This window comes from Caballeronia mineralivorans PML1(12) (genome assembly GCF_001028175.1).
GTDB classification, from domain to species: domain Bacteria; phylum Pseudomonadota; class Gammaproteobacteria; order Burkholderiales; family Burkholderiaceae; genus Caballeronia; species Caballeronia mineralivorans.
Genome location: NZ_AEJF01000171.1, coordinates 14,606 through 40,665, shown reverse-complemented (window position 1 = coordinate 40,665; position 26,060 = coordinate 14,606). Strand labels below are relative to the sequence as shown.

General features: G+C 60.7%; 24 protein-coding genes and 1 riboswitch. Of the genes, 19 read left to right on the top strand and 5 right to left on the bottom strand.

What is annotated here, in order from left to right; genetic code table 11:
• Window positions 1-364 precede the first annotated feature (364 nt).
• Window positions 365-790, top strand: a complete 426-nt coding sequence (locus EOS_RS28215) for a hypothetical protein (protein WP_047895482.1) — start codon at window positions 365-367, stop codon at window positions 788-790.
• A 148-nt stretch (window positions 791-938) separates the two neighbouring features.
• On the top strand, window positions 939-1,298 hold the full coding sequence (locus EOS_RS28210; protein WP_047895481.1) for a phospholipase D-like domain-containing protein: 360 nt from the start codon (window positions 939-941) through the stop codon (window positions 1,296-1,298).
• Between the two features lie 303 nt (window positions 1,299-1,601).
• On the opposite strand, the gene rpsU is transcribed toward EOS_RS28210, so the two are convergent.
• Window positions 1,602-1,814, bottom strand: coding sequence for a 30S ribosomal protein S21 (gene rpsU / locus EOS_RS28205; protein ID WP_031357080.1), 213 nt, complete (start codon window positions 1,812-1,814; stop codon window positions 1,602-1,604).
• Window positions 1,815-2,165: 351 nt separating this feature from the next.
• Window positions 2,166-3,113 (bottom strand): aldo/keto reductase, encoded by a 948-nt coding sequence (locus tag EOS_RS28200; RefSeq protein ID WP_047895480.1) that lies wholly within the window; start codon window positions 3,111-3,113, stop codon window positions 2,166-2,168.
• Window positions 3,114-3,376: 263 nt separating this feature from the next.
• Here EOS_RS28200 and EOS_RS28195 point away from each other — a divergent pair, with 263 nt between their 5' ends.
• From EOS_RS28195 to fliT, 3 genes are all read left to right on the top strand, one after another.
• The gene (locus EOS_RS28195; RefSeq protein ID WP_047895479.1) at window positions 3,377-4,891 is read left to right on the top strand and encodes a flagellin N-terminal helical domain-containing protein; all 1,515 of its coding nucleotides are present in this window, start codon (window positions 3,377-3,379) and stop codon (window positions 4,889-4,891) included.
• 139 nt (window positions 4,892-5,030) lie between these two features.
• Window positions 5,031-6,596: a flagellar filament capping protein FliD gene (fliD, locus tag EOS_RS28190; RefSeq protein ID WP_047895478.1), complete on the top strand. Its 1,566-nt coding sequence runs from the start codon at window positions 5,031-5,033 to the stop codon at window positions 6,594-6,596.
• A gap of 20 nt (window positions 6,597-6,616) precedes the next feature.
• Window positions 6,617-6,916, top strand: a complete 300-nt coding sequence (gene fliT, locus EOS_RS28185) for a flagellar protein FliT (protein ID WP_047895477.1) — start codon at window positions 6,617-6,619, stop codon at window positions 6,914-6,916.
• 156 nt (window positions 6,917-7,072) lie between these two features.
• Here fliT and EOS_RS28180 read toward each other — a convergent pair whose 3' ends face one another.
• Window positions 7,073-8,083, bottom strand: coding sequence for a sodium:calcium antiporter (locus EOS_RS28180; RefSeq protein ID WP_047895476.1), 1,011 nt, complete (start codon window positions 8,081-8,083; stop codon window positions 7,073-7,075).
• A gap of 136 nt (window positions 8,084-8,219) precedes the next feature.
• Window positions 8,220-8,397, bottom strand: a riboswitch (yybP-ykoY riboswitch).
• A 279-nt stretch (window positions 8,398-8,676) separates the two neighbouring features.
• On the opposite strand from EOS_RS28180, the gene EOS_RS28175 reads away from it, so the two are divergent.
• A complete protein-coding gene (locus EOS_RS28175) occupies window positions 8,677-10,263 on the top strand; it encodes an ABC transporter substrate-binding protein (RefSeq protein WP_047895475.1) in 1,587 nt (528 codons plus the stop codon).
• A 59-nt stretch (window positions 10,264-10,322) separates the two neighbouring features.
• Here EOS_RS28175 and EOS_RS28170 read toward each other — a convergent pair whose 3' ends face one another.
• On the bottom strand, window positions 10,323-11,402 hold the full coding sequence (locus tag EOS_RS28170; protein ID WP_047895474.1) for an MBL fold metallo-hydrolase: 1,080 nt from the start codon (window positions 11,400-11,402) through the stop codon (window positions 10,323-10,325).
• Window positions 11,403-11,513: 111 nt separating this feature from the next.
• Here EOS_RS28170 and EOS_RS28165 point away from each other — a divergent pair, with 111 nt between their 5' ends.
• The 13 genes from EOS_RS28165 to bioB all read left to right on the top strand — a co-directional run bounded on the left by EOS_RS28165 (window position 11,514) and on the right by bioB (window position 24,763).
• Complete coding sequence (locus tag EOS_RS28165; RefSeq protein WP_047895473.1) at window positions 11,514-11,957, top strand: MerR family transcriptional regulator; 444 nt, start codon at window positions 11,514-11,516, stop codon at window positions 11,955-11,957.
• A 123-nt stretch (window positions 11,958-12,080) separates the two neighbouring features.
• A complete protein-coding gene (gene aceK, locus EOS_RS28160; RefSeq protein ID WP_047895472.1) occupies window positions 12,081-13,880 on the top strand; it encodes a bifunctional isocitrate dehydrogenase kinase/phosphatase in 1,800 nt (599 codons plus the stop codon).
• Between the two features lie 21 nt (window positions 13,881-13,901).
• Complete coding sequence (gene can / locus EOS_RS28155) at window positions 13,902-14,687, top strand: carbonate dehydratase (RefSeq protein ID WP_047895471.1); 786 nt, start codon at window positions 13,902-13,904, stop codon at window positions 14,685-14,687.
• Entirely contained in the window at window positions 14,680-15,873 is a 1,194-nt protein-coding gene (locus EOS_RS28150) for an acetyl-CoA C-acetyltransferase (RefSeq protein ID WP_047895470.1), read from the top strand. Before can ends, EOS_RS28150 begins: the two co-directional genes overlap by 8 nt.
• A gap of 22 nt (window positions 15,874-15,895) precedes the next feature.
• Entirely contained in the window at window positions 15,896-16,573 is a 678-nt protein-coding gene (locus tag EOS_RS28145) for an SDR family oxidoreductase (RefSeq protein ID WP_047895469.1), read from the top strand.
• A gap of 52 nt (window positions 16,574-16,625) precedes the next feature.
• On the top strand, window positions 16,626-17,234 hold the full coding sequence (locus EOS_RS28140; protein WP_047895468.1) for a glutathione S-transferase family protein: 609 nt from the start codon (window positions 16,626-16,628) through the stop codon (window positions 17,232-17,234).
• Complete coding sequence (locus EOS_RS28135; RefSeq protein ID WP_047895467.1) at window positions 17,231-17,659, top strand: YchJ family protein; 429 nt, start codon at window positions 17,231-17,233, stop codon at window positions 17,657-17,659. Before EOS_RS28140 ends, EOS_RS28135 begins: the two co-directional genes overlap by 4 nt.
• Before the next feature lie 364 nt (window positions 17,660-18,023).
• Window positions 18,024-19,265: a dienelactone hydrolase family protein gene (locus EOS_RS28130; protein ID WP_047895466.1), complete on the top strand. Its 1,242-nt coding sequence runs from the start codon at window positions 18,024-18,026 to the stop codon at window positions 19,263-19,265.
• 260 nt (window positions 19,266-19,525) lie between these two features.
• A complete protein-coding gene (locus EOS_RS28125) occupies window positions 19,526-20,311 on the top strand; it encodes an enoyl-CoA hydratase/isomerase family protein (RefSeq protein ID WP_047895522.1) in 786 nt (261 codons plus the stop codon).
• A gap of 66 nt (window positions 20,312-20,377) precedes the next feature.
• Window positions 20,378-21,739, top strand: coding sequence for an adenosylmethionine--8-amino-7-oxononanoate transaminase (bioA, locus tag EOS_RS28120; RefSeq protein ID WP_087882010.1), 1,362 nt, complete (start codon window positions 20,378-20,380; stop codon window positions 21,737-21,739).
• Window positions 21,736-22,956 carry an 8-amino-7-oxononanoate synthase gene (gene bioF, locus EOS_RS28115; protein WP_047895465.1) on the top strand — a complete coding sequence of 407 codons (1,221 nt, stop codon included), beginning with the start codon at window positions 21,736-21,738 and terminating at the stop codon, window positions 22,954-22,956. The genes bioA and bioF overlap by 4 nt, the downstream gene beginning before the upstream one ends.
• Complete coding sequence (gene bioD / locus EOS_RS28110) at window positions 22,953-23,678, top strand: dethiobiotin synthase (RefSeq protein WP_047895464.1); 726 nt, start codon at window positions 22,953-22,955, stop codon at window positions 23,676-23,678. Before bioF ends, bioD begins: the two co-directional genes overlap by 4 nt.
• Window positions 23,679-23,713: 35 nt before the next feature.
• Window positions 23,714-24,763: a biotin synthase BioB gene (bioB, locus tag EOS_RS28105; RefSeq protein WP_047895463.1), complete on the top strand. Its 1,050-nt coding sequence runs from the start codon at window positions 23,714-23,716 to the stop codon at window positions 24,761-24,763.
• 234 nt (window positions 24,764-24,997) lie between these two features.
• On the opposite strand, the gene EOS_RS28100 is transcribed toward bioB, so the two are convergent.
• Window positions 24,998-25,996, bottom strand: coding sequence for a sulfate ABC transporter substrate-binding protein (locus EOS_RS28100; RefSeq protein WP_047895462.1), 999 nt, complete (start codon window positions 25,994-25,996; stop codon window positions 24,998-25,000).
• Window positions 25,997-26,060: the final 64 nt, after the last annotated feature.

Here is a 26,060-nt window from a genome sequence, read left to right as displayed (position 1 = left end):
TGAAGCCTTTACTACAAAGCTTTTACCCGGGTTGTACCCCTGTGCAAGAAGTCGGACAGCATGTCAAAATTGCGGCCAACCGCACATACCGCCACCTTTTTACCGGAAAGAACCCGCTATAACTATGGTGTAAGCGGGTTTTCCGGCGAGCGGCCTGACGCTAAACACGGTTGTCGCCCGGTGCGACTTGCCAAGCGTGTTCAGGTCGTGCGAACGGTCGCGGCAGAAGCAGACAAACGGGTGAAATGACGTGGTTTTATGTGGTCGACCGCGCTATGACGACCGAGTCCGCGTCCGATACTGATAACGCTGTTTGATGAACACCCACGAAGCACCGCTGTTGTCGGTGCAGGGGAGAACCAAAATGAAAAACCTCAACTTTTTAACGCACCAGGAAATCTTCGACCGCGCCGTTCTTCACCTGTTTGGCCAAGGCCAGGCAGCGTTGTTGCCGCACGGCGGCGGTGCGTACCGCGGCTATTGCGGCGGTTGTCCAGTCGGCAGCTTCATCAAGCCGCGCGACTACATGACCGCCATGGAAGGCGTGCCCATTCGGTATGTCGGTAAAGGGCCGGAAACCGTACCGTCTTACATGGACGTCGGCGTCGCAGCGTTGAAGCGCGCCCTGTTGCGCTCAAACATCAACGTCTACGATCCGACAACCGTCGAGCTGCTCAGTTGCCTGCAAAACGTGCACGACGTTTTCGGCAAATGGGAATGGCGCGAACGCTTTGCGTCCATCGCCCGGCAGTTCAATTTGTCGGCGGATCGCCTTAAATCGGCAGCCTGAAGGCGGTTCCGCAGGATTCCGTGGGGCGCCGCTGACGCAACCAAGTCACCCGCGACCCGCGAACGAACCGCGTCCGCGTTTACCGTTTGCGCTTGAGTCGAACGAGCCACGGGCGAGCAACGCCATAGTTAGAGCATCGAGCAATGCAATGTTAACAGCGAGAGACATCTACGAACGCGTGAGCAACCATCTGCTCACGCAACGGGCCGTATCCGAGGATGAAAACGGCTCGTGCCGGCTACGCAGCGGCAACGGCCGCAAATGCGCTATTGGATCCCTGATCGCAGACGAGCTGTATCGGCCGGAGATCGAAGGCATCGGCATTTCGTACTACCGGCACGCGAAGGACGGCTCGTTGTTGCGTGCGCTGTATGCGTCAGAGGTTAATGCCTACGATCCTGATATCGTCGAATTGCTGATCGAACTGGAGGAGGTTCACGACGATTTCAGCGTGGAGGAATGGCCCCAGCTTCTGGTACGCGTCGGAGAACGGCACGCGTTCGTATAAGTGCGATATGTGCGATATATGCGTGCGATACGCGCCGGCCAGCTCGCACGAAAGCCTGCAACCGCGCAGTCCAGACATAGACGAAACGCGCCCAGACCGATGATCGGGCCACAGAAGACCCGCTCAACTGGGCCGCAAATGGCCCACAGTGCCCGTTAGACGCCCCGCAGCAGTTGCGCCCCGAGCCGAAGTAAAAGCCGAAACATAAAAGCCAGACAAGCAAAACGGCGATGCAACCCTTGCGGGCGGCATCGCCGTTTTGCTTTGGTGCAGCCCATCAAGCAGGCTGCGACCTACCAAGACTTAGTGAAGCTTCTTGGGCAACATCTGGCTGCGCAGACGCTTGCGCAGGCGGCTAACTGCTGCCGCCTTCTTGCGCTTGCGTGCTGTCGTCGGCTTTTCGTACGACTGGCGTTCGCGAAGCTCGGCGATCAGGCCGTTCTTTTCGATGGTCCGGCGAAAGCGACGGATCGCGACGTCGAACGGCTCGTTTTCTTTCAAAACAATAGTGGTCATGGAAGTCCTAAATCGCTAATACGTTTTTCTGACTGCGCGGCGAAGCGTCTGCCCAAGGCAACGCCGCGCGCCGGCACTCCGATCGTCCACTCAACAGCGCGGACACGAGCAAAGCGGCCACGGAGGCCGGAAAAGAGAGAGGTGGGATTTCACCGCCGATCACGGCATGCGCAGTCTGTAAGAAACGGAACAGCGCACTTCGGGCCGCCCGGCGTCGCGTAAAAATAGCGGCGCCATCGGGCAAAAATCTCGATTCGGGCGAGATGTTATCAGATCGCCGCACGGTCGCCAACCCCGCAACACCTGTTTACGGGGCTGCAACCCCATGATGATACGTGCTTTTTGCCGATTTCAGGTCAGATCGCTGGCTTCGTCCAGGATTGCGACATCCTCGGGCGCCAGGGTAATGCGGGTCGCATGAGCAAGGCTTTCGAGTTGTTTGACCGATGTGGCACTCGCGATCGGCGCCGTTATGCCTGGGCGTGCGATCAGCCACGCGAGCGCGATGGCGGCCGGTTCCGTGTCGTGGCGTTCTGCCACTTTCACAAGCGCATCGACAATCTTCAAGCCCCGGTCGTTCAGATAACCCGCGACCTTTGCGCCCCGTGCACGGCCCTCAATATCGGCTTTGGAGCGGTATTTTCCGCTCAGGAAACCGCTCGCCAGGCTGTAATACGGCACGACCGATACCTTGTGCGCTTTAACAACCGGCTCCAGATCGCTCTCATAATCGGCGCGATCATAAAGATTGTATTCGGGCTGAAGTATCTGATAACCCGCAATGCCCTCCTTAGCCGATACCTTCAGCGCTTCTTCCAGCCGCTCGCCGGTGTAGTTCGACGCGCCGATCACGCGCACCTTTCCCGCCGCGATCAGCTTCTGATACGCACCGAGCGTGTCCAGGAGCGGCGTTTTGTCGTCGTCGCGATGAGAGAAATAAACGTCGATGTAATCCGTCTTCAGGCGCTTGAGCGAGTCGTTGACGGCAGCTTCGATATTCGCCGCCGACAACCCCGGGCGCGTGCCCAGCAAGCCGACTTTCGTCGCCAGCACGATCTTGTCGCGCTTACCGCTCTCCTTGAACCACTTGCCGATGATCGTTTCCGACTCACCGCCCTGATGACCGTCGACCCAGCGGGAATAGACGTCGGCAGTATCGATGAAATTGAGGCCGTGGTCGACGAAAGCGTCGAGCAGGGAGAACGACGTGCGTTCGTCGGCGGTCCAGCCGAACACATTACCGCCGAAAACAAGCGGCGCGACCTTGAGGTCCGAATTACCGATAGTACGGTGCTGCATGGTTGCTCCTGGCTGTTATGGGCAAACACGTAATGACTGCCCGAAAAAGAATACCCGCGAATTCGCTTACTCGCAGGCGGCTTGCCGAGCTCCATTCCCTCTGCCAGCAATCTCCCTACAAATCCTTTCCTAATTCCTCAAGTTTTTTTTTCATGAGCCGCTAACCCAAGTAGGCGGCCGGCTACCACGCTCGGAACCGCCAGGCAACAGGACCGTGCAGTAAGTAGCCAACAGCCCTTTAAGTTCTTTCAGGAGAGATCCAAATGCTCGGAATTAATAGCAATATCAACTCGCTGGTTGCCCAGCAAAACCTGAACACGTCAGGAAGCGCGCTGTCGCAAGCCATCACGCGCCTGTCATCTGGTAAGCGTATCAACAGCGCAGCAGACGATGCCGCTGGCCTCGCGATCTCGAATCGTATGCAAACGCAGATCAACGGTTTGAACCAAGGCGTTTCGAACTCGAACGACGGCGTTTCGATGATCCAGACGGCATCGAGCGGTTTGGCTCAGATCACGACAAGCTTGCAAACCATCCGTACGCTGGCTGTTCAGGCATCGAGCGGCTCGTTGTCGGCAAGCGACCAGGCAGCACTGCAGCAAGAAGTTGCGCAGCAAGTTGCTGAAGTGAACCGCGTAGCGTCGCAAACGACCTACAACGGCAAGAACGTGCTGGATGGTTCGGCAGGTAACGTGAGCTTCCAGATCGGCGCGAACGTCGGTCAAACGATCGGCCTGAACCTGACGCAAAGCCTGTCCGCAGCCTCGCTCGGCGGCGGTATCCCGCAAAAGGGTGCAACGGTCGCTTCGATCGCGGGCGTTAGCCTGACCTCCGCCGGCGCTGCTGCTGCGGCAGGCACCACCCCCGCCATCACGACGGTCAATGTGCTCGCAGACGGCAACGGTGGCTTCACCTTTACCGACCAGAACAACCAGGCACTGTCGACCGCCGCTTCGACGGCACTGTTCGGCGCGAACACGACGGGCTCGACCACGCTGCCGTCACCGCTGACGCTGGTTGGCGCAGGCGCGTTTGCCGTAACGGTTCAGGCAACGGCTCAAACTGCGGCAGCGACCGCGCTCGGTACGCTCAGCACGACCAACGGTGCAACCGGCGCCGGCACGTACGCGGCCAACAACGCGAGCCTGGGTTCGATTACCGGCGTGAACCTGGCGAGTAACGGTGCGACCGCCGCGGCCGGCACCACGGCAGCCATCACGTCGATCAATGTGCTGGGCGATGGCAGCGGCGGCTTCAAGTTCACCGACCAGAACGGCAATGCGCTGAGCGCGGCAGCTTCTACAGCCTTGTTCACGATCACGCCGGGTGCCGCAGGTGCAGGTTCGACCATCGCCTTCAATACGACGGGCGCACTCCAGGCAGCGGCTCCGACCGGTTTCGGCACGGTGAACTCCGTTGCGGGTAACTTTGGTATCGCTACTGCCAACACGTTGAACACGCCGCCGGCAATCTCGGCAGTGAACGTCAGCACGACCTCAGGCGCGAACGCCGCGATGGAAGCAATCGACAACGCCCTCGCAACGGTGAACAACATCCAGGCAACCCTGGGTGCGGCTCAAAACCGTTTCACGTCGATCTCCTCGGCACAGCAAGCGCAGTCGACCGACTTGTCGGGCGCTCAGTCGCAAATCACCGACGCGAACTTCGCGCAGGAAACGGCTAACCTGAGCAAGGCTCAAGTTCTGCAACAAGCGGGTATCTCGGTGCTGGCGCAAGCCAACTCCAACCCGCAGCAAGTTCTGAAGCTGCTCCAGTAATAGTCTTGCGCAGTAACGGCAGGCGCATGGCACCATGCGCCTGCCGAATGTGTTTCCCGGGGAGGCTTGCCTCCCCTAGGCGTTTTACAAACGTTTATCATTCAGGCTCGAAAGCAAAACCGACGTACGGAGCATCCCCATGTCGACGATTTCCAGCGCCGCTACCACGGCCGCAGCTACAGCAGCCCAAACCACGGCAGCAGCAACAGCAGCCGAAGCGGCTGCAGCGCAGTCCATCATCAGCGGTTCTACGGGCAATTCGTCGCTGGATGTCTCATCGCTGGTCACAAGCCTCGTTAACGCAAAGGTCGCTGGCCAGACAGCCACGCTGAGCGCGCAGCAAACGAGCGACAACACCAAACTATCGGCAATCGGCGCATTGCAGGCGGCGCTGTCGGCGTTACAGGCCGGCATCGCGTCGCTGTCCAACGGCACCGCCCTCGACAAATTCACCGCGACCGCGGACGGCACCGGACTGACCGCGACCGCCGGCAGCGCCGCGGCGGCCGGCTCCTATTCCGTCGCGGTCACGCAAATTGCCAGCGCTCAGACGCTTTCGTCGGCGGCGTTCGGCGCCACGACAGCACTCGGCACCGGCACGATGAGCATCTCCGTCGGCGGCAAGTCGATGAGCCTCGACATCACGTCGGCGAACAACACGGTGAGCGGTATCGCCAGCGCGATCAACGCGTCGGCAAGCAACCCCGGCGTCACGGCCACGGTCGTGACTGGCACGGACGGCGCGCACCTGGTGCTGCGCTCGTCGGCCACGGGCGCCTCGAACACGATCAATGTGTCGGTGAGCAACGTCGCGAGCGATGCCGGCCTGTCCAGCCTCGGCGTGACGTCCACTGCCGGCGCCACCAGCTCGGCCAAATCGACCATCGTGTCGGCGTCGACCACGAACCCGTGGACCCAATCCGCGTCGGCGCAAGACGCCATGTTCACTGTCGACGGGACGGCTGGGACGAGTTCCAGCAACTCGGTGACCACCGCGATCCAGGGCATGACGCTCAACCTGACCGCTGCGGCCATCAGCACGACAGGGGGCTCGCAGACGGTGACCGTGGCGCAGGACACCTCGTCGGCCACCACCGCGATCAGCAGCTTCGTTACCCTCTATAACACCTTGGTCACCACATACGGCCAGGTGGGCAACGACAACTCGCAGGCAGCGAGTAAGCAAGGCGGCGTGCTGTCCGCCGACCCGATGCTTAACACCATCCAGAACACGCTGGCGGGCATTATCGGCAGCGGCGTGAAGAACGGCAGTTCAACGATCTCCCTGGGAGCGATCGGGATCACGCTGCAGGGACAAGCCTCCGCGACGCAGCCAGCCGGCTCACTTGTGCTGGATAGCACCAAGCTCGCCGCTGCGCTCCAAAGCAACCCGTCGGGGGTTTCGGCCCTATTCAATTCGACGACCGGCGTGGCAGCGCAGATGACGACCAGCCTGAACTCGTTCCTGAGCGCGGGCGGCTTGGTTTCGAACAGCCAGAGTGCGGTGAACGCCGACCTCAAGAGCATCACGACGCAGCAAGCCACGCTTGCGACCTACACGAAGCAGCTCACGAGCCAGTACCAGGCGCAGTTCACAGCACTCAATACGCTGATGGCGACGATGAACAACAACTCCCAGTACCTGACGCAGTTGTTCGGCGGCACCAATAGCGCAGGCGCGCTGGCATCGGCCAACAACAGCTGATGGAGCAAGGATAAATCGACATGGAACAGAACAGCCTGATCGACCGCCTGCTCGAGCTGACGCTCGCGATCCAGCACGCGGCAGCCATGGCTGACTGGCAGGAAGCCGCGCGCCTGACTGAAGAGCGCACGCCGCTTTTCATGCAGTTGACGCCGGAACAGGACGACACCGCCATGGAAGTGATCAACAGGATCCAGGCAATCGACGCAGCCATTGCCGCCGACGCAAAAACCACGCAAACAGAATTGCAGAGCGAATACAGTTCGGCGATGAACAAGGTTCAGGCGGCCAACAAGTATCACCAGGCCGCCAAGTTCTGACTGACGCAGGAGGCGGTGCGCCGGCTGACCCTGAAGAACCGGCAACAACACTGCGTGAGCGCGTAGTCCATCCGCGCAATGGCCGCGGCAACACCCCGGGAACCTGTGCGGGGCCGGTTCAAATCCAGAGTGTTTTCTTATGGGCTTTCGGCCGCTCTAACGTCCTAGCGTCAATACCAGATACAGCGCATAAAGCCCGCCGTTCACCAGCAGCGCCCACAGCACGACCCCGCTCTTCTTCGCGTTGAACCGCAGCCACGCGGCCGCCGCGAGCGTGATGAAGACGCCCGTCAGCACTTCCACCCGCGGCTCCCACGGCGTCAGCATGATGCCGATACCCGGCAGCAGCGTGCCCTGGAACACCATCGCGCCGGTGATGTTGCCAAATGCGAGCGTATCCTTGCCGCGCCGCACCCAGATGATGCTGTTGACCTTCTCGGGCAGTTCGGTCGCAATGGGAATAATGATCAGCGAGAGCAGCAGCGCCGATATCCCCAGCACATGCGAGACCCCTTCCACGCCGGCGATAAACCCCTTCGCACCGCCAACCAGCAGCGCCACGCCCAGCAACATCTGCAAGACGATGGTCGCGAGCGAGCTCGGCAAGCCAAAGCGCGAGATGAGCAGCCGCTCGGGCGCTTCGGTGCCGTGGCCCTTTTCGACAAGACCGGCGGACGCACGGAACGTCGACACCACATACGTGACATACACGCCGACCAGCCCCACGGCGAATAGCGCGCGCACTTCCCATGCGTGATGCGGCACGAACATGGCGCCCGCCGCGATCAGGAAAGCACAGAGGAAGTAGTTAAGATCGCGCGTAAAGCCGCTATGTTCCGGCGCGACGATACCCTTGAAGCCGCGCGTCTTGAGCACGGCGACGGCCATCAGGCACGTGGACAAGGTTGCGAGCATCAGCGGTGCGCCGAGAATCGCGCCCACGCCGATTTCCTCGTTCACCGCGCGGCTGGCCGTGCCGCCCATCAGCGCGATGATCGGCACGGTGGTCTCCGGCAGCGCCGTGCCGATAGCGGCAAACAGCGAACCCGTGACTCCTTCGGAGATGCCTAGCTTTTCGCCGAGATGTTCGAGCGCGTTGGTGAACAGCTCCGATGCCGCCAGGATCACCAGGAGCATCAGCGCGAGTTGCAGGAAGAGCATCGTCATGCGACACCCCGCAATAAAACCTGCACGAAAGCGACGCAATGGAAATGGCAGGACAGCGGCAGCGAAACCGACGAACGCAGAGTGGGGCTTGGGGCAAGCCTGGGGTGTTTTTGTTTTGGAGACACGATGATTTCACGGTCGGACGTCAGCAAACCAGGATGCAATCCCGCGCCGTCCGACCGTGAACGACAAGATGCACCCATGGTCTCGCCAAACCTGACCGGTCGAACGCGCCACGGCTGACAAGCCGAGTATGTTGACGCGTCCTCCTCCCATTGCGGAAGAAAGGCTACTCCCCAAAGACGGCCACGAGTTTAGCGTGCGTCCGCGGAATAGGCAACCACCCGCCGGCGCACGCAAAAAACCGGCCACGGCCCATATGGATATCCCGAATCGGTCGTTGTAGCGGAAATAACGGTTCAGTAAGCTACGTCCATGAGCTACGGCACCGGACGTCCTTTCGTTGCGCTGACGCATCCGACGAAGCGCACCGTACAATAAGCCGCAACCGCTGCAACACGCTGCACCACTCGCCGCAACAAGAAACGTCTGACTGACTAACACTGACGACCACGTTCGTAACGGGAGATCCCATGCGCTTCAGAATGCTCGCAGCCGCCGTACTGGCCATCACGCCGGTGCTCGCGATGGCGAAACCGCTCACTGTGTGTACCGAATCGAGTCCGGATGGCTTCGACGTCGTGCAGTTCAATTCGCTCGTGACGACCAACGCATCGGCAGATGTGATCTTCAATACGCTGGTCTCCTACGATGAAGTCGCAAAGAAGGTCACGCCCGCGCTGGCGGAGAAGTGGGACGTCAGCCCCGACGGCCTGACCTACACGTTTCATCTGCGGCCGGACGTGGCGTTCCAGACCACGGACTACTTCACGCCATCGAGAAAACTGAGCGCCGACGACGTGGTGTTTTCATTCGACCGCATGCTCTCCGACAGCAACCCGTGGCACAAGATCGCGGGCGCAAGCGGCTTTCCGCACGCGCAGTCCATGGGCCTGATCAAGCTGATCAAGTCCGTATCGAAGGTCGACGACAACACCGTCAAGTTCGAGCTCAACACGCCGAACGCGACCTTCGTTCCCATCCTGACGATGGGCTTTGCATCGATTTATTCGGCCGAATACGCCGACCAGTTGCTCAAAGCCGGCCGAGAAACCGACCTGAACGCGAAGCCAATCGGTACCGGCCCGTTCGTGTTGAAGAGCTACACGAAGGACGCCGTGATCCGTTACGACGTCAACCCGACGTACTGGGGAGCGAAGCCTAAAGTGGACCGGCTGATCTACGCCATCACGCCCGACGCTGCAGTGCGCGCACAGAAAATCAAGGCGGGTGAATGCCAGATCGCGTTGTCGCCGAAACCGCAGGACGTGCTCGACGCGAAGAAAGACGGGTCGCTGAAAGTGGTCGAAACACCGGCGTTCATGACGGCGTTCGTCGCGTTGAACACGCAGAAGAAGCCGCTCGATAACCCCAAGGTGCGCCAGGCGTTGAACATTGCCTTCGATCGTACGACTTACCTGAAGACCGTCTTCGAAAACACGGCGACCCCGGCTGTGAATCCGTTCCCGCCGAATACGTGGAGCTATGACAAGCAGGTATCGCCGTATCCGTACTCGGTCGATCGCGCGAAGAAACTTCTCGCCGATGCAGGCTTCCCGAATGGCTTCGACACCACCATCTGGGTGCGTCCGAACGGCAGCGTGCTGAACCCGAATCCGAAGGCGGGCGCCGAGTTGCTGCAAGCGGACCTGGCAAAGATCGGCGTGAAGGCGCAGGTGAAGGTGATTGAATGGGGCGAGCTGATCAAGGAAGCGAAGCAGGGTCAGCACGACATGTTGTTCATGGGCTGGGCGGGCGATAACGGCGATCCGGATAACTATCTGTCGCCGCTATTTAGCTGCGCCGCAGTGCGTTCGGGCATCAACTTCGCGCGTTTCTGCGACCCGACGCTGGACCGGTTGATCGACGAAGGCAAGGCAACCGCCGATACGAACAAGCGGACCAAGGCTTATACGGAAGCCCAGCAGATTATTCACGAGCAGGCGCTGTGGATTCCGCTCGCTTATCCGACGGCCGCGGCGCTCACACGGAGTAATGTCAGCGGATATCGCGTGAGTCCGTTCGGAAGGCAGAACTTCACGACCGTCGCAGTGCAGTAGTCACCCTGCAGCCGACGCTGCAGTTCAGCGAAGCCGGGCGCGCAAACGCCCGGCTTTTTTTACTTCGGAGCGAAGCGGATCACGCCGTCTTCATCGTTGGTATGACGCACGAGTTCGCCCTGCAGCCAGAGCATGTGCAAATGGGCCAACGCTTCACCGAGCGCGAACGTCATCTGATGCACATCGAGCGGACGCTTGAACATGAGCGGGACGATATCGGCGGCGCTTTGCGGTTTGACCGCGCATGCTTCGCGCACTTCCTGCAGCCGCGCCGCGTGATGATCCCGAAGCTGCCCGATGCGCGTATGCATGCCGCGAAACGGCTTGCCATGTGAAGGGAGCACGAGCGTATCGGCGGGAAGGGATTCGTAGCGGCCCAGCGAATCGAGGAACAGCGCGAGCGGATTGCCCTCCGGTTCGACAGCAAACACCGAGACATTAGTGGATATACGCGGCAGCACCATATCGCCGGAAATCAGCACCTTGGTCTCCGCGCAGAAGAACGCGCAATGTTCGGGAGAATGGCCGAAACCCGTCACCACTTCCCACTCACGGCCACCGATCTTCACCGTGTCCCCATCCCGCATACGCCGATAAAACGGCGGGATGGACGGCACGAGCTTCGGGTAATACGTATCGCGTTTGCGTAACGCTTCAAGCGATGCCGGGTCCGTCAGGCCATGCCGCGCAAAGTGCCGCGCCGCACGTTCGCCGCCTGCGTCGGAGCCGTCCCCGGCGGACATCACCCGGCCCATCGTGTACTCGCCAAGCGACATCCAGAGGCGGACCGGGTCCCACCGTTTCTTCTCGCCGCCATTGCAGATCCAGTCCGCAAGGCCGAGGTGATCCGGATGGCAGTGCGTGACGATCACCCGCAGCACCGGCAAGCCGTCGAGCAAGGTGTCGAACGTGTGCTCCCAGTTCGCGCGGATGGTGTCGTCTGAAATACCGCAGTCCACGATCGTCCAGCCCGCCACGCCGTCGATCTCGTCACGCATGACCCAGAGATTGATGTGATCGAGCGCGAACGGCAGCGGCATGCGCACCCAGAACACGCCGGGCGCGACTTCCATCGTGTGGCCGGTCTCGGGAAGACGGTCGGCGAAAACGTAATCCAGTTGCTGTTCGAGCGGGTTCATGCGGGTACGGTCTCCGGGTTGTCGGTTGTTGCATTGCCGCCAAGTTGACGCTAACGTTAACCTGTATTTTAACGTCGGCTTTAAAAAAGCGCTGAGAACCTCGTAATTTCAATGACAGACACGCGCTACACAATCACCGAACTGGCACGCGAATTCGAGATCACGCCGCGCGCGATCCGCTTCTACGAGAACCAGGGGTTGCTCGCACCGGCGCGCGAAGGCACGAACGGCATGCGTCGCGTGTATTCGGCGCGCGACCGCACGCGGCTCAAGCTGACGCTGCGCGGCAAGCGGCTGGGGTTCACGCTGCAGGAGGTGAGCAGGCTGCTCGATCTCTACGATTCGCCCACAGGTACGGTCGCCCAGTTGCACGCGTTCCTGGACACCATCGCGGCGCATCGCGCAGTGCTGGAGCGGCAACTGGAGGACCTGAACGCAACGCTTGGCGAGCTCGCCGCCTATGAAGCGCAAGGCCGTGCGCTGCTTTCAGCCAACGCTGAAAAACGCCTGCGCAAGGCGACCGCGGCAACGGAGAAAAGCGCGAAGGTGACTTGAGCCCGCAAAGCTCGCGGCGTGCGAGAACGGCTGCCGCCCAGGAACCGAAAACCGCCGGCGATACAATATGGGCCGGGTTGAAGCCCTAACCTCACACGACACCACACGAAGTGCAGGGTCGATATGAATCACTTTCCCAAGTTGCTGTCGTCGCAGATTGGCTTCGATGTCGCGGAAACGCTGCTCGAAGGCTTCGACCGTCACTATCGCGTGTTTCGCGATGCAGCCATCGCGGCGAAGGGGCTATTCGAAGCCGGAGACTGGCACGCGTTGCAGCGGCTGGCGCGGGAACGCATCACGTCGTACGACGATCGCGTGGAGGAGTGCGTGACGCGTCTGGAGGACGAGTACGACGCCGAGAACATAGACGATGAAATCTGGCAGCAGATCAAGCTGCATTACATCGGCTTGCTGACGGCGCATCGGCAACCCGAGTGCGCGGAGACGTTCTTCAACTCCGTGTGCTGCAAGATCCTGCATCGCTCGTACTTCAACAACGACTTCATTTTCGTGCGGCCGGCTATTTCGACGGAGTACATCGAGAACGACGAACCTGCGGCCAAGCCGACGTATCGCGCGTATTACCCGAGCAAGGATGGCCTCGCCGCGACGCTCGAACGGATTGTGACGAACTTTCAGTTGGAGCCGCCGTTCGAAGATCTGCCGCGCGATGTTCAATGCGTGATGCAAGCCATCACCGAAGCCTTCGGCGAGTTCAAAGCCGCGCCGAATTTCCAGATCCACGTGCTGTCGTCGCTGTTCTTTCGCAACAAAGCGGCGTACATCGTGGGCCGGATCATCAACGGCGATTTGATACTGCCGTTCGCCGTGCCCGTGCGCCATGCGCAACCCGGCTTGCTTGCACTCGACACGGTCCTCTTGCAACGCGAACAACTGCTGATCATCTTCAGCTTCTCGCATTCATACTTCCTCGTGGATATGGAAGTGCCGTCGGCGTATGTGCAGTTCTTGCGCACCATCATGCCGGGCAAACCGAAGGCGGAAATCTATACATCGGTGGGATTGCAGAAGCAGGGCAAGAACCTGTTTTATCGCGACTTACTGCATCACCTTTCGCATTCCAGCGATAAGTTCGTCATCGCCCCCGGCATCAAGGGCATGGTGATGCTGGTGTTCACGCTGCCGTCGTTTCCGTACGTGTTCAAGCTCATCAAGGACAACTTCCCGCCACCGAAGGAAACCACGCGCAAGAAGATCCAGGACAAGTATCAGCTGGTCAAACGCCATGATCGCCTTGGGCGCATGGCCGATACGCTCGAGTATTCGAGCGTCGCATTACCGCTGTCCCGTCTCGACGATGCCTTGCTGCGTGAGCTGACGAAAGAAGTCCCTTCGATGCTCGAATACGAAGGCGATAACCTCGTGATCAGGCATCTGTACATCGAGCGCCGCATGACGCCGCTGAACCTGTATCTGCAGAACGGCACGCTGACGGAGATCGAGCACGGCATCAAGGAATACGGCGACGCAATCAAGGAGCTGATCCAGGCGAACATCTTTCCCGGCGACATGCTGTACAAAAACTTCGGCGTAACGCGCCACGGCCGCGTGGTGTTCTACGACTACGACGAGATCGAATACCTGACCGATTGCAACGTGCGCAAAGTGCCGCAAGCGCGCACCGAGGAAGAGGAGATGTCGGGCGAGCCGTGGTATGCCATCGGGCCACACGATATCTTCCCGGAAACCTACGACACCTTCCTGCTCGGCGACCCGCGCGTGCGCGACGTATTCATGAAACATCACGCCGATTTCTTCGATCCCGCTCTCTGGCAAAAGCACAAGGAACAGATCCTCAACGGCGAGCTCGCCGACTTCTTCCCGTACGAACGCAGCGTCCGTTTTTGCGTTCGTTATCCCGAACGTTTTCTGGACGGCGCACTTGCAGCACGCGCCGCATGAAACCTATCCGCACTGAATGCCATGCCCAACATCGACAACCCTGAAAGCCCCGACAACAATCCGCTCTCGCACCTGTTCGACAACAACCTCGCGTGGGTCGAGCGCAAGCTCTCGGAAGACGCCGAATATTTCTCCCGCCTCGCGCATCAGCAAGCGCCGGAGTATCTGTGGATCGGCTGCTCCGACTCACGCGTGCCGGCGAATCAGATCATCGGTTTGCCGCCGGGTGAGGTGTTCGTGCACAGGAACATCGCAAACGTGGTCGTTCACTCGGACCTCAACTGCCTGTCCGTGATCCAGTTCGCCGTCGACTTGCTGAAGGTGAAGCACATCATGGTGGTCGGGCACTACGGCTGTTCCGGCGTGGGCGCGGCGCTTGTGGGTCGGCGCGTGGGCCTCGCCGATAACTGGCTGCGTCACGTGGAAGACGTGCGCGATAAACACTCCGCGCTACTCGATGAATGGCCGATGGGCGTTGCGCGGAATCGTCGGCTGGTGGAGCTGAACACCATCGAACAGACGGTGAACGTATGCCATACGACCATCCTGAAAGACGCTTGGGCGCGTGGCCAGGAGATCACCGTGCATGGCTGGACCTACGGCGTGCACGACGGCCGGGTGCGCAACATGGGCATGATGATCAGCGACACCGACCAAGTCGAGCCTGCTTACCAACGATGCATCGCGGCGCTGGCGCGCGGTGGTGCCCATTCCTCGGAGAACGACGTGCTCGCCGCCGATGCAGCGCGTCTGGGCGATGTCCCCGCTATCGTGGAAGGTGTTATCAAGGAGCTGAAACATGACTGATTTTGCAGATGACCCCGTGGTAATCGTATCGGCTGCGCGTACGCCGATGGCCGCTTTTCAAGGCGATTTCGCCGGCGTGACGGCGCCGCAACTCGGCGCGGTCGCGATCCGCGCCGCCGTCGAACGTGCAGGGCTTAAACCCGAGCAGATCGAAGAAGCCGTGATGGGTTGCGTGCTGCCTGCGGGACTCGGTCAGGCGCCTGCACGGCAAGCCGCGCTCGGCGCGGGCCTGCCGTTGTCCACCGGCAGCACCACGGTCAACAAGATGTGCGGCTCCGGCATGCGCGCCGCCATGTTCGCTCACGACATGTTGCTGGCCGGCTCAGCGGATGTGATCGTGGCCGGCGGGATGGAAAGTATGACGAACGCGCCGTATCTGTTGCCGAAAGCGCGTGGCGGCATGCGCATGGGCCACGGCCAGGTGCTCGATCACATGTTCCTCGATGGCCTCGAAGATGCGTATGAAAAAGGCCGCCTGATGGGCGCGTTCGCAGAGCAATGCGCGGGGGCGTACAAGTTCTCGCGGGAGGCGCAGGATGCGTTTGCCGTGGAGTCGCTCACGCGCGCGAAACGGGCGAACGAAGACGGCTCGTTCGACTGGGAAATCGCGCCGGTGACGGTGGCGGGACGCAAGGGCGATACCGTTATCGATCATGACGAGCAGCCGTTCAAGGCAAACATCGAGAAGATTTCTACGCTCAAGCCCGCGTTTGCGAAAGACGGCACGGTAACGGCGGCGAACGCATCTTCCATATCCGATGGCGCCGCCGCGCTCGTGATGATGCGGGCATCCACTGCAAAGCGGCTCCGCGTGACGCCGTTGGCGCGCGTGGTTGGACACAGCACGTTCGCGCAAGAACCCGCGTTGTTCACCACTGCGCCCGTCGGCGCGATCCGCAAGCTGCTTGAAAAGAACGGCTGGCGTGCGAACGAAGTCGATCTGTTCGAGATCAACGAAGCGTTCGCCGTCGTCGCCATGGCCGCGATGCGGGAACACGACTTGCCCCACGACAAGGTCAACGTCAACGGCGGCGCGTGCGCGCTGGGTCATCCGATCGGCGCATCGGGCGCGCGGATTCTCGTTACGCTGATCGGCGCACTGCGCCAGCGTGGATTGAAGCGCGGCGTGGCGAGCTTGTGCATCGGCGGCGGGGAAGCGACGGCGATGGGTATCGAACTGGTTTAGACCTGGAGGTCGGGAGAACGATATGAAAACCGTATTGATCGTGGGCGCCTCGCGCGGACTCGGCCACGAATTCGCGCGAGGGTATTGTCGCGACGGCTGGCGCGTGCTCGCCACCGCGCGCGATGCAGCGTCGCTGGAAGCGCTTGGCGCGATGGGCGCAAAAACCTTCTCGCTCGACACAACGCAACCCGAGCAGATCGCCGCGCTCGGCTGGCAACTCGACGGTGAGAAGCTGGATGTCGCGATTATCGTGTCGGGCGTTTATGGCCCGCGCACGGAACACGTGGAGACGGTCCTGCCGGAGGATTTCGATCAGGTCATGCACACCAACGTCCGCGGCCCGATGCAACTGATGCCAATCCTGCTCCCCCTCACCGACGCCGCCCATGGCGTGCTCGCGGTGCTATCGAGCAAGATGGGCGGTATCGCGGAGATGAACGGGACAGCGGGCTGGCTGTATCGCGCGAGCAAGGCCGCAGTGAATGCGGCGTTGAAGGCGACGTCGCTCGAAGCGCGCGGCTCGACTTGCATCGCGTTGCATCCGGGATGGGTGCGCACCGAAATGGGCGGGTCGTCGGCGGCGATCGATCCGGCGCACAGCATTTCCGGCATGCGCGCAGTGATTGCGGCGGCGGCTGCGGACCCCCAGAAATTCAACGGCAGGTTCGTGCAATACGACGGCACGCCGCTCGCGTGGTGAGTGGGTGCGCTTTTCCAAGTGAACGTTTCAACCAATCAAGCGAGGACATGAAGTGGCGTATCAAGTGCATGGCATGGCGTCGTCGGGGAATTGCTACAAGGTCCGGCTCGCGCTCGAACAACTCAACCGGCCGTATGTCTGGCACGAAGTGGACATGATGAACGGCGCCACGCGCACCGAGGCGTTTCGTCAGTTGAATCCGAACGGCAAGGTGCCGGTTCTGCAAATCGATGAGCACACGTGCCTGTTCGAATCGGATGCGATCCTCTATTACCTCGCCGAAGGCACGCCATTGCTGCCCACGGACCGTCTTTCGCGAGCGCGCGTCCTGCAATGGATGTTCTTCGAGCAATACAGCCACGAGCCCAACGTTGCGGTTGCGCGCTTCATTCTTCAGTTCGTCAAACATCCAGACGATCCTCGCTTGCCCGAGAAAACCGCCGGTTCGTACCGCGCGCTCGACGTGATGGAAATGCATCTCGCGACGCGGACGTATTTCGTCGATGAGCAATACACTATCGCCGACATTGCGTTGTACGCGTACACCCATGTTGCCGATGAAGCGAACCTCGACCTCGGGCGATATCCCGCCATTCGCGCGTGGCTTGCGCGCGTGAAAGCGCAACCGCGTCACATCGAGATGCCGAGCGTGGACGCATGAAGCAAGCCGTGCCATGCCCGTGCGGCGGAGCGTCGCCGGGATCGGGCGACGCTCACGTTAAACGCCCGCCTGATTACGCGGAGTGTTGCGGACGTTTCATAGAAGGCGCTGTGGCGGCCGGCAACGCCATGGAACTGATGCGCTCGCGCTACACCGCCTACGTGCTTGGCAACACGACGTACTTGCGCGCGACCTGGGCCGAGCGCACCTGCCCTCGCGATCTGGAAACCTCCGCCGATCCCGCCACCCGCTGGCTCGGCCTGCAGATAAAAAGCCACACGCCGGTAGACGCCGATCACGCCGAGGTTGAATTCGTCGCACGATACAAGCTCGGCGGCCGCGCGTTCCGGCTACATGAGACGAGCCGGTTCGAACGCGATGCCGACGGCCGGTGGCGTTATGTCGACGGTGATCTTCGCGATTGAAACGTCGCAGCGACGGATCTGGCTGCATCGACGGCAATAATTTCCTTAACGTCTCCTTTCGCCAGAAATTAGTGTGCCTCGCGGGTACTTTCTAATTGCGCCAGTTCTTTTTGTCCGGGTACCCTAGCTTTTCGCCAGTCGCTGGCGAATGATATTAAGCCATTGTTTCATAAGCCAAATATCAGCCAGCGCGTCGGTGTTGCGTATTGAAGCCCATTGTCGTGCCTATTCGGGGCATGACTTGACGATCCGCCAAGCGATACTGAGTTAAAGGTACGAACGCGCGGATCGATGGATCGTGACAATAAGCTGGCTCGCGCTTTTTGCAAATCAGCCGGGTCGAGAAGTGGGTGGAGTTTCGGGGATGGCATTTCGGCAAGTGTTGTCAGGTTGTGTAATGGTGTGTGCGCTCGCGGCGGTGTCCGCCTCGGCGCTTGCAGAGCCGTTCCCGGGTGCGCAACAGTACGCGAAGCTCGATGCGCCCGCCTTCGGCACGGTGCAGCCGGTGGTCGATCCCTCGCTTCCCGTCGTCGATGCCAGCCTCAACGAGTCTGTCATTCAAATCCCTTCTGGCGACGTCACGCTCGAAACCACGATCTTCAAACCTGACGGCGCGGGTCCGTTCCCGATGATCGTCTTCAATCACGGCAAGCTCCCCGGCAACGCGCATGAGCAGCCGCGCGCGCGTCCGCTCGCGTTTGCCCGCGAATTCGTGCGTCACGGTTATGTGGTCGTCGTGCCGAATCGCCGCGGCTTTGCGGAATCGGGCGGCGAGTACGCCGGCAACGGTTGCAATGTCGAAGCTAACGGTTTTTCGCAGGCGCGCGACGTGGCGGCCACGGTGGCTTACATGGAGAAGCAACCGTTCGTCGACACCAAGCATGTGGTGGTGGCGGGCGCTTCGCATGGCGGCCTCGTCACCATGGCGTACGGCGCTCGCGACGTGCAGGAGGCCAAGGGCGTACGTGGCCTGATCAATTTCTCCGGTGGCCTGCGGCAGGACGAATGTCCCGGCTGGCAGAAAAACCTGACGAGTGCATTCGGCGAATACGGCGAGCATGTGAAATTGCCGTCGCTGTGGATGTATGGCAGCAACGACTCCGTCTGGGAGGGCAACCTTCCCGACGAAATGTTCGCGTCTTACAGCGCGCACGGCGCGAAGGCCGACATGATCAACTTCGGCGCGTATAAGAACGATGCGCATCGGCTGGTTGGAGATCGCGATGGTGTGGCGATCTGGTGGCCGCGCGTGAAGACGTTCCTGGCCGATATCGGCATGCCGACGGATCGGCAGTATCAAGTTTCAGTGCCGCAAGCGCCGACACCGACGGGTTATGCGAGCGTGGATACCGTGACTGCGGTGCCTTTCCTCGATGAAAGGGGCCGTGAGGGTTACCAAAACTTCCTGCACCAGTATTCGAGCCGCGCGTTTGCGGTATCGGATTCGGGTGCGTGGTCGTGGGCGGAAGGGGGCGATGACCCGATATCGGTAGCGTTGTCGGGTTGTCAGAAGCAGAGTAGCGATCCCTGCAGGCTGTATGCCGTTAATAACGCGGTGGTCTGGAATGATCGTAACGTTAGCCAGACGCAGACTGCATCGCGATAGATCCTCCTGGTCTTCGATAAAAAACGCCGGCCCGCCAATGCCGGCGTTTTGCATTTCGCCGCCAAGAAGCCTCCGTTAGCGTGCAATTAGCAGGCGTTATGCGCGAAGTTAGCCTCGGTAACGGTTGATCGGCTTCACGCATCTCAGTCCTCGCGCCTCGATCCAGGTGCTCAAAATCGAATCTCGCAGTGAATTTAGAGATAATTGGCGTTCAGCGAAACACCGAGTCGCGCACATCGCGAAACCCCATGACCGATGCAATGAACCTGCAGCGCCTGAAAGTCTCCGTCGATGCCCACGTGGCGCGCGTCACGCTCGATCGCCCCGACGTACGCAACGCCTTCGATGAAGCCACCATCGTCGAATTGACCGCGGCATTCCGCGCGCTCGCCGACGATGCGTCCATCCGCGTCATCGTGCTTGCCGCGAACGGCCCCGCGTTCTGCGCAGGGGCCGATCTCAACTGGATGAAGCGCATGGCAGCCTATTCGGACGCGGAAAATCGCGCCGATGCACTCGGCCTCGCCACTATGCTCAACACGATTTACGCATGCAAAAAGCCGGTGATCGCGCGGGTGCAGGGTGACGCGTACGCGGGCGGCATGGGCCTCGTCGCAGTCGCTGACATCGCCATCAGCACGGAATCCGCGCACTTTTGTTTATCGGAGGCGAAGCTTGGGTTGATGCCCGCGACCATCGCGCCGTATGTGATCCGCGCAATCGGCGCGCGCGCATCGCATCGATACTTCGTCACAGCCGAACGTTTCGATGCCGCCGAGGCGCTGCGTATCGGCCTCGTGCATCAGGTGGTTGCAGCGGAAGCGCTAGATGCAGCCGTCGATGCGGTCGCGTCCTCGATCGTCGCAAATAGCCCGAACGCGGTGCGCGAGTGCAAGCAACTCGTGGTCGATCTGGCGGAGAAACCGATCGATGAAGCGCTGATCTCGGACACCGCCGAGCGTATCGCACGAATTCGTGCCTCGGACGAAGGACGCGAAGGTGTCCGCAGTTTTCTGGAAAAGAGCAAGCCGTCGTGGCTTGCCTGAATGTGATCGGGAGCGTTGCCTGAGTGCTCGCCTAAGTGCATCACGGGCCGCTCCCCTGGAGTCGTTTTGAACCTGAACAACCCGCCAAAGCCTGCACCCGATGAATGGGTTGTGCGCTCGCTACGCGCCGTATGGCACCCGTGTACGCAAATGAAACATCACGAGCGCACGCCGCTCGTGCCCATCGCGCGCGGCAAGGGCGCGTGGCTCTATGACCACGATGGAGCGCGTTATCTCGATGCCATCAGCTCGTGGTGGGTCAACCTCTTCGGCCACGCCAATCCTCACATCAATGCCGCGCTGAAAGACCAGCTCGACACGCTCGAACACGCGATGCTCGCCGGCTGCACGCACGAGCCCGCGATCCTGCTTGCCGAACGTTTGAGCGCGCTCACGCAGCACACGCTGGGCCACGCGTTCTTCGCCTCCGATGGCGCATCGGCAGTTGAAATTGCCTTGAAGATGAGCTTCCACTTCTGGCGCAACAGCGGCCACGCGGAGAAGCGCGAGTTCGTGTGCCTTGCCAACAGCTATCACGGCGAGACAATAGGCGCGCTGGGCGTGACCGATGTCGCGTTGTTCAAGGACGCCTACGATCCCCTGATTCGACATGCGCACGTGGTGACATCGCCGGATGCTCGTAGCGCTCGCGAAGGCGAGACTGCACGCGATGTCGCACAGCGCGCGCTCGCCGATATGAAGACTCTCTTCGATGCCAAAGCCTCGCAGCTCGCCGCCGTTATCGTGGAGCCGCTCGTGCAGTGCGCCGCCGGCATGGCGATGCACGATCCCTCGTATTTGAAGGGCCTGCGTGCACTGTGCGACGACTACGGCGTGCATTTGATTGCCGATGAAATTGCCGTCGGCTGTGGCCGCAGCGGCACGTTCTTCGCGTGCGAACAGGCTGCGATCTGGCCGGATTTCCTGTGTTTATCGAAGGGGATCAGCGGCGGGTATTTGCCGTTGTCCATCGTGCTGACACGCGATGAAATCTACGCTGCTTTCTACGATGACGACATGACGCGAGGTTTCCTGCACTCGCATTCGTACACGGGCAATCCGCTTGCGTGCCGCGCTGCTTTGGCGACGCTCGAACTCTTCGATAGCGCAAACGTGCTTGAAGAAAATCGACGCAAATCGTCCGTGTTGCGCGCTGCGTTGAGTCCGCTTCAAGATCACCGCCAAGTGAAAAACCTGCGCGAACGCGGCACGATTTTCGCCTTCGATGCAGTGATCGAAGATCCATCTCAAGCGCGCACGTTCTCACGGCGTTTCTTCGAAAAGGCCTTGAAACATGAGCTATTGTTGCGGCCAATAGGCACGGCCGTCTATCTGATGCCACCGTACATTCTCAGCGACGACGAACTCGGATTGCTCGCCGATCGCACACGCACTGTCTTCGACGCAACGCTGACGGAGGCCACATGAGCAAAACATCGTTCGCTCTTTTCGACACATTGAAACAAGGTCTCGCCGATATCGATCGCAACGGTTTGCGTCGTCGCCGACGCATCGCCGACAGCGCGTGCGCCGCGCATATGACGGTGGACGGACGCGAGATTATCGGCTTTGCGAGCAACGACTATCTTGGGCTCGCGGCACATGAAACCCTGCGTGAAGCACTCGCGGAAGGCGCGCAAAAATACGGCGCAGGCAGCGGCGGATCGCATCTGCTCGGCGGTCATTCGCGCGCCCATGCGAAGCTCGAAGACGACCTCGCGGCGTTCTCCGGCGGTTTCGTCGACCAGGCGCGAGCGCTGTATTTCAGCACCGGCTACATGGCAAATCTCGCGACACTGACCACGCTTGGCGCTGTGGGACCATCCGGCGGCCGCAGCACGCTGATGTTCTGCGACGCGTTGAACCATGCATCGCTGATCGATGGCGCACGCTTGTCGCGTGCTGAAATTCGCATCTATCCCCACGCGCATGTCGAAGCGCTCGATGCGATGCTCGATGCATCGGTGAATGAGGGTGGGACGAAGATCATCGTCACCGATTCCGTGTTCAGCATGGACGGCGATATCGCCCCGCTTGCGCGGCTACTTGAAGTCGCGGAGCGATACGGCGCATGGCTCGTTGTCGACGATGCGCATGGGTTCGGCGTGCTCGGCCCGCAAGGCCGTGGCGCGTTGGCGGAAGCTGCGTTGCACTCGCCGCACCTGGTTTATGTCGGCACGTTGGGCAAGGCAGCAGGTGTGTCCGGCGCGTTCGTAATCGCGCATGAGACGGTGATCGAATGGTTCGTGCAGCGCGCGCGGTCGTACATCTTTACGACGGCATCGCCGCCGGCGGTGGCGCACGCGGTATCGGCTAGCTTGAAGATCATTGGCGGACAAGAAGGTGACTTAAGGCGCGCGCATCTGGCGACGCTCATCGACAGTACGCGCGCCATTTTGCAGCGCACGCGATGGCTGCCGGTGGACTCGCATACAGCGGTTCAACCGTTGATTATCGGCGGCAATGAAGAGACGCTGACGCTTGCCGCAGCACTCGATGAATACCGCATGTGGGTGCCTGCGATCCGGCCGCCGACCGTGCCCGTCGGCACATCGCGCCTGCGCATTTCGCTTTCCGCAGCGCATAGTCACGATGACCTCGCCAAGCTCGACGATGCCTTGCAAACCTTGAGCAACCGCCCATGACCGCACCACTCTCACTCTTCGTCACCGGCACCGATACCGAGATCGGCAAGACGCTCGTATCCGCTGCGTTGTTGCATGGTTTCACCAAGCTCGGCCTGCGCGCCGCCGCGATGAAACCCATCGCGGCAGGCGCGTTCGAGCGTGACGGCGAGTGGCACAACGAAGACGCCGATCAACTCGATGCCGCGGCGAACGTTGCACTGCCGCCATCGATACGCACGCCGTTCATGCTCAAAGAAGCGGCCGCGCCGCATATCGCGGCGGCGCGCGAGAACGTGTCGCTGGACATTGCGCGCATTGTGGAAGCGCATCAATTCGCCATGCAGCAAGCGGACGTGGTCGTGGTGGAAGGCGTGGGCGGCTTCCGCGTGCCGCTCACCGACGTCCACGATACAGCCGACCTTGCGTTCGCCTTGAATCTGCCGGTCGTGCTGGTGGTCGGCATGCGGCTCGGCTGCATCAGCCATGCGTTGTTGAGCGCCGAGGCCATCGCGGCGCGAGGGCTGCATCTAGTGGGCTGGGTGGCTAATCAAATCGATCCGGCCATGCTGTTTCCCGCTGAGAACATTGAAGCAATCGGGCTGCGGCTCGACAGTCAATACAACGCGCCGCTGCTTGGCACGATTCCTCGCCTCTCACCGCCGGATGCGCTTACGGCGACCACTTATATCGATACATCCCTGCTGCTGAACGCGCTTCGTTCAGCTGGCGCGGGCCAGTAATTCATCGTTATCTGCAAAACGAAAAGGATCCTCACATGACGCAAATGCAATCCACCGACAAGACCGCTCAAGCGTCCGCACCGCAAACGCTGGCTCGCTGGCGCGTGGCGGATATCGTCGCGCTCTACGACCTGCCCTTCAACGACTTGCTGTTTCGCGCGCAGGCCGTGCATCGCGAACACTTCGATGCCAACACGGTTCAGCTCTCCACGCTGCTGTCGATCAAGACCGGTGGATGTCCCGAAGATTGCGCGTATTGCCCTCAGTCGTCGCATCACGACACGGGCTTGAAGGCCGACAAACTGATGGCCGTCGATGAAGTGCTGAAGGCCGCCGAGATCGCCAAGGCAAACGGCGCGACGCGCTTTTGCATGGGCGCGGCGTGGCGCAATCCGAAGGACCAGCATCTGGAACCGATCGCCGACATGATTCGCGGCGTGAAAGCGATGGGCCTGGAAACCTGCGTGACGCTCGGCATGCTGGAAGCGCATCAGGCTGAACGTCTGCGCGATGCCGGGCTGGATTACTACAACCATAACCTTGATACATCGCCGGAATTCTACGGGCAGATCATCTCGACGCGGACGTATCAGGATCGGCTGGATACGCTCGAACATGTCCGCGATGCCGGTATCAACGTGTGTTGCGGGGGGATTGTGGGCATGGGCGAATCGCGGCGCGAGCGCGCTGGGCTGATTACGCAATTGGCGAACTTGGAGCCGTATCCGGAATCGGTGCCTATCAACAATCTCGTGCAGGTGGAAGGTACGCCGCTGACGGGCACCGCACCGCTCGATCCGTTCGAATTCGTGCGTACGATCGCGGTTGCGCGGATCACGATGCCGAAGGCGATGGTGCGGTTATCGGCGGGACGCGAGCAGATGGATGAGGCGCTGCAGGCGCTGTGTTTCCTGGCCGGCGCGAATTCGATTTTCTACGGCGACCAGTTGCTGACCACGAGCAATCCGCAAGCTGAAGCCGATAGGAAGCTGCTGGAGCGGCTGGGAATGCGCGCGGAAGCGTCGCAGCAAATGCAGGCGCCGGAGGCTTGTGAGGTGAAGTGCGGGCATGCGCAGGTTCAGTGAAACAAGTCACTTGATTCACTGACCCACGCCGTGAAGTTACAGGTGAAGCGAAGTTGATCTCCAGAATCCCCCGAGGTCGTCAGATTTCGGGGGATTTTCTTTTGGTTGCACTGCGCTTGCTCCCCGTAAGCGGCAGGAATGTGCTGTTTAACCGCCGCAAACGAACTTAAGGGGCAATAAATTGCCCCTTAAGTCATTCGCTCTTTCCGAGCAAAGCCTTCGTCCAACCCACGCTCAATTCTTATCCACAATCACCTGATCGAACGTGCCGCCATCGGAGAAATGGGTTTGCTGGGCTTTCTGCCAGTTACCAAAAACCTGCTCCACGGTGAACGTCTTGATCGGCTTGAATTCGCTCGCGTGTTTCGCCAGCACCTCTGCGTTACGCGGCCGCAGATGATGTTGCGCGATGATTTCCTGCGCCGCAGGTGTCCACAAATACTCGAGATACGCCTGCGCTTCCTTGCGTGTGCCGCGTTTATCGACAACCTTATCGACCACCGCGACCGGCGGCTCCGCGAGCAAACTCACGGACGGATACACTGCGTCGAAATCCTTGCCGCCCGCGCCCGCATCCATCAACGCGACTTCGTTTTCAAACGTCACCAGCACATCGCCGATACCCCGTTGCGTGAACGTCGTCGTAGCGCCTCGGCCGCCCGTATCGAGCACCGGCACGTTCTTGAAGATGGCTTTCTCGAAGGCTTGGGCCTGCTCGTCGGTCGCGCCTTGTTGCTTTTTGTAACCCCAGGCCGCCAGATACGCATAACGCCCGTTGCCCGAGGTTTTCGGATTCGCGATCACGACCTGCACGCCCGGACGCGCGAGATCGCTCCAGTCTTTGATGTTCTTCGGGTTTCCATGGCGCACGAGAAACACCATCGTGGTCGTGTAGGGCACCGCGTTGTTCGGCAAGCGCGTGCGCCAGTTGGCCGGCACGAGGCTACCGCGCTCGACCAGCAAGTCGATATCGTTCGGCTGGTTCATCGTCACCACGTCGGCCTGCAGGCCCTGCATCACCGACAAAGCCTGCGCACTCGACGCCCCATGCGACTGGCGCACCGAAAGCGTCTGGCCGGTCTTCTGCTCATAGTCCGCGATAAAAGCGGTATCGATGTCCTTGTACAACTCACGCGTGACGTCGTACGAGACGTTGAGCAACGCCGTCTCCGCGTGTGCGAACGTAGTCAGACCCAGCGCCGCGATGGCTGCCCAATGCTTCAAACCCGCCATACATCCCCCGATTCTTCGAATAGTGAAAACCGCTGCGAAGCGGCGATTCTATCGAAAAGCCGGG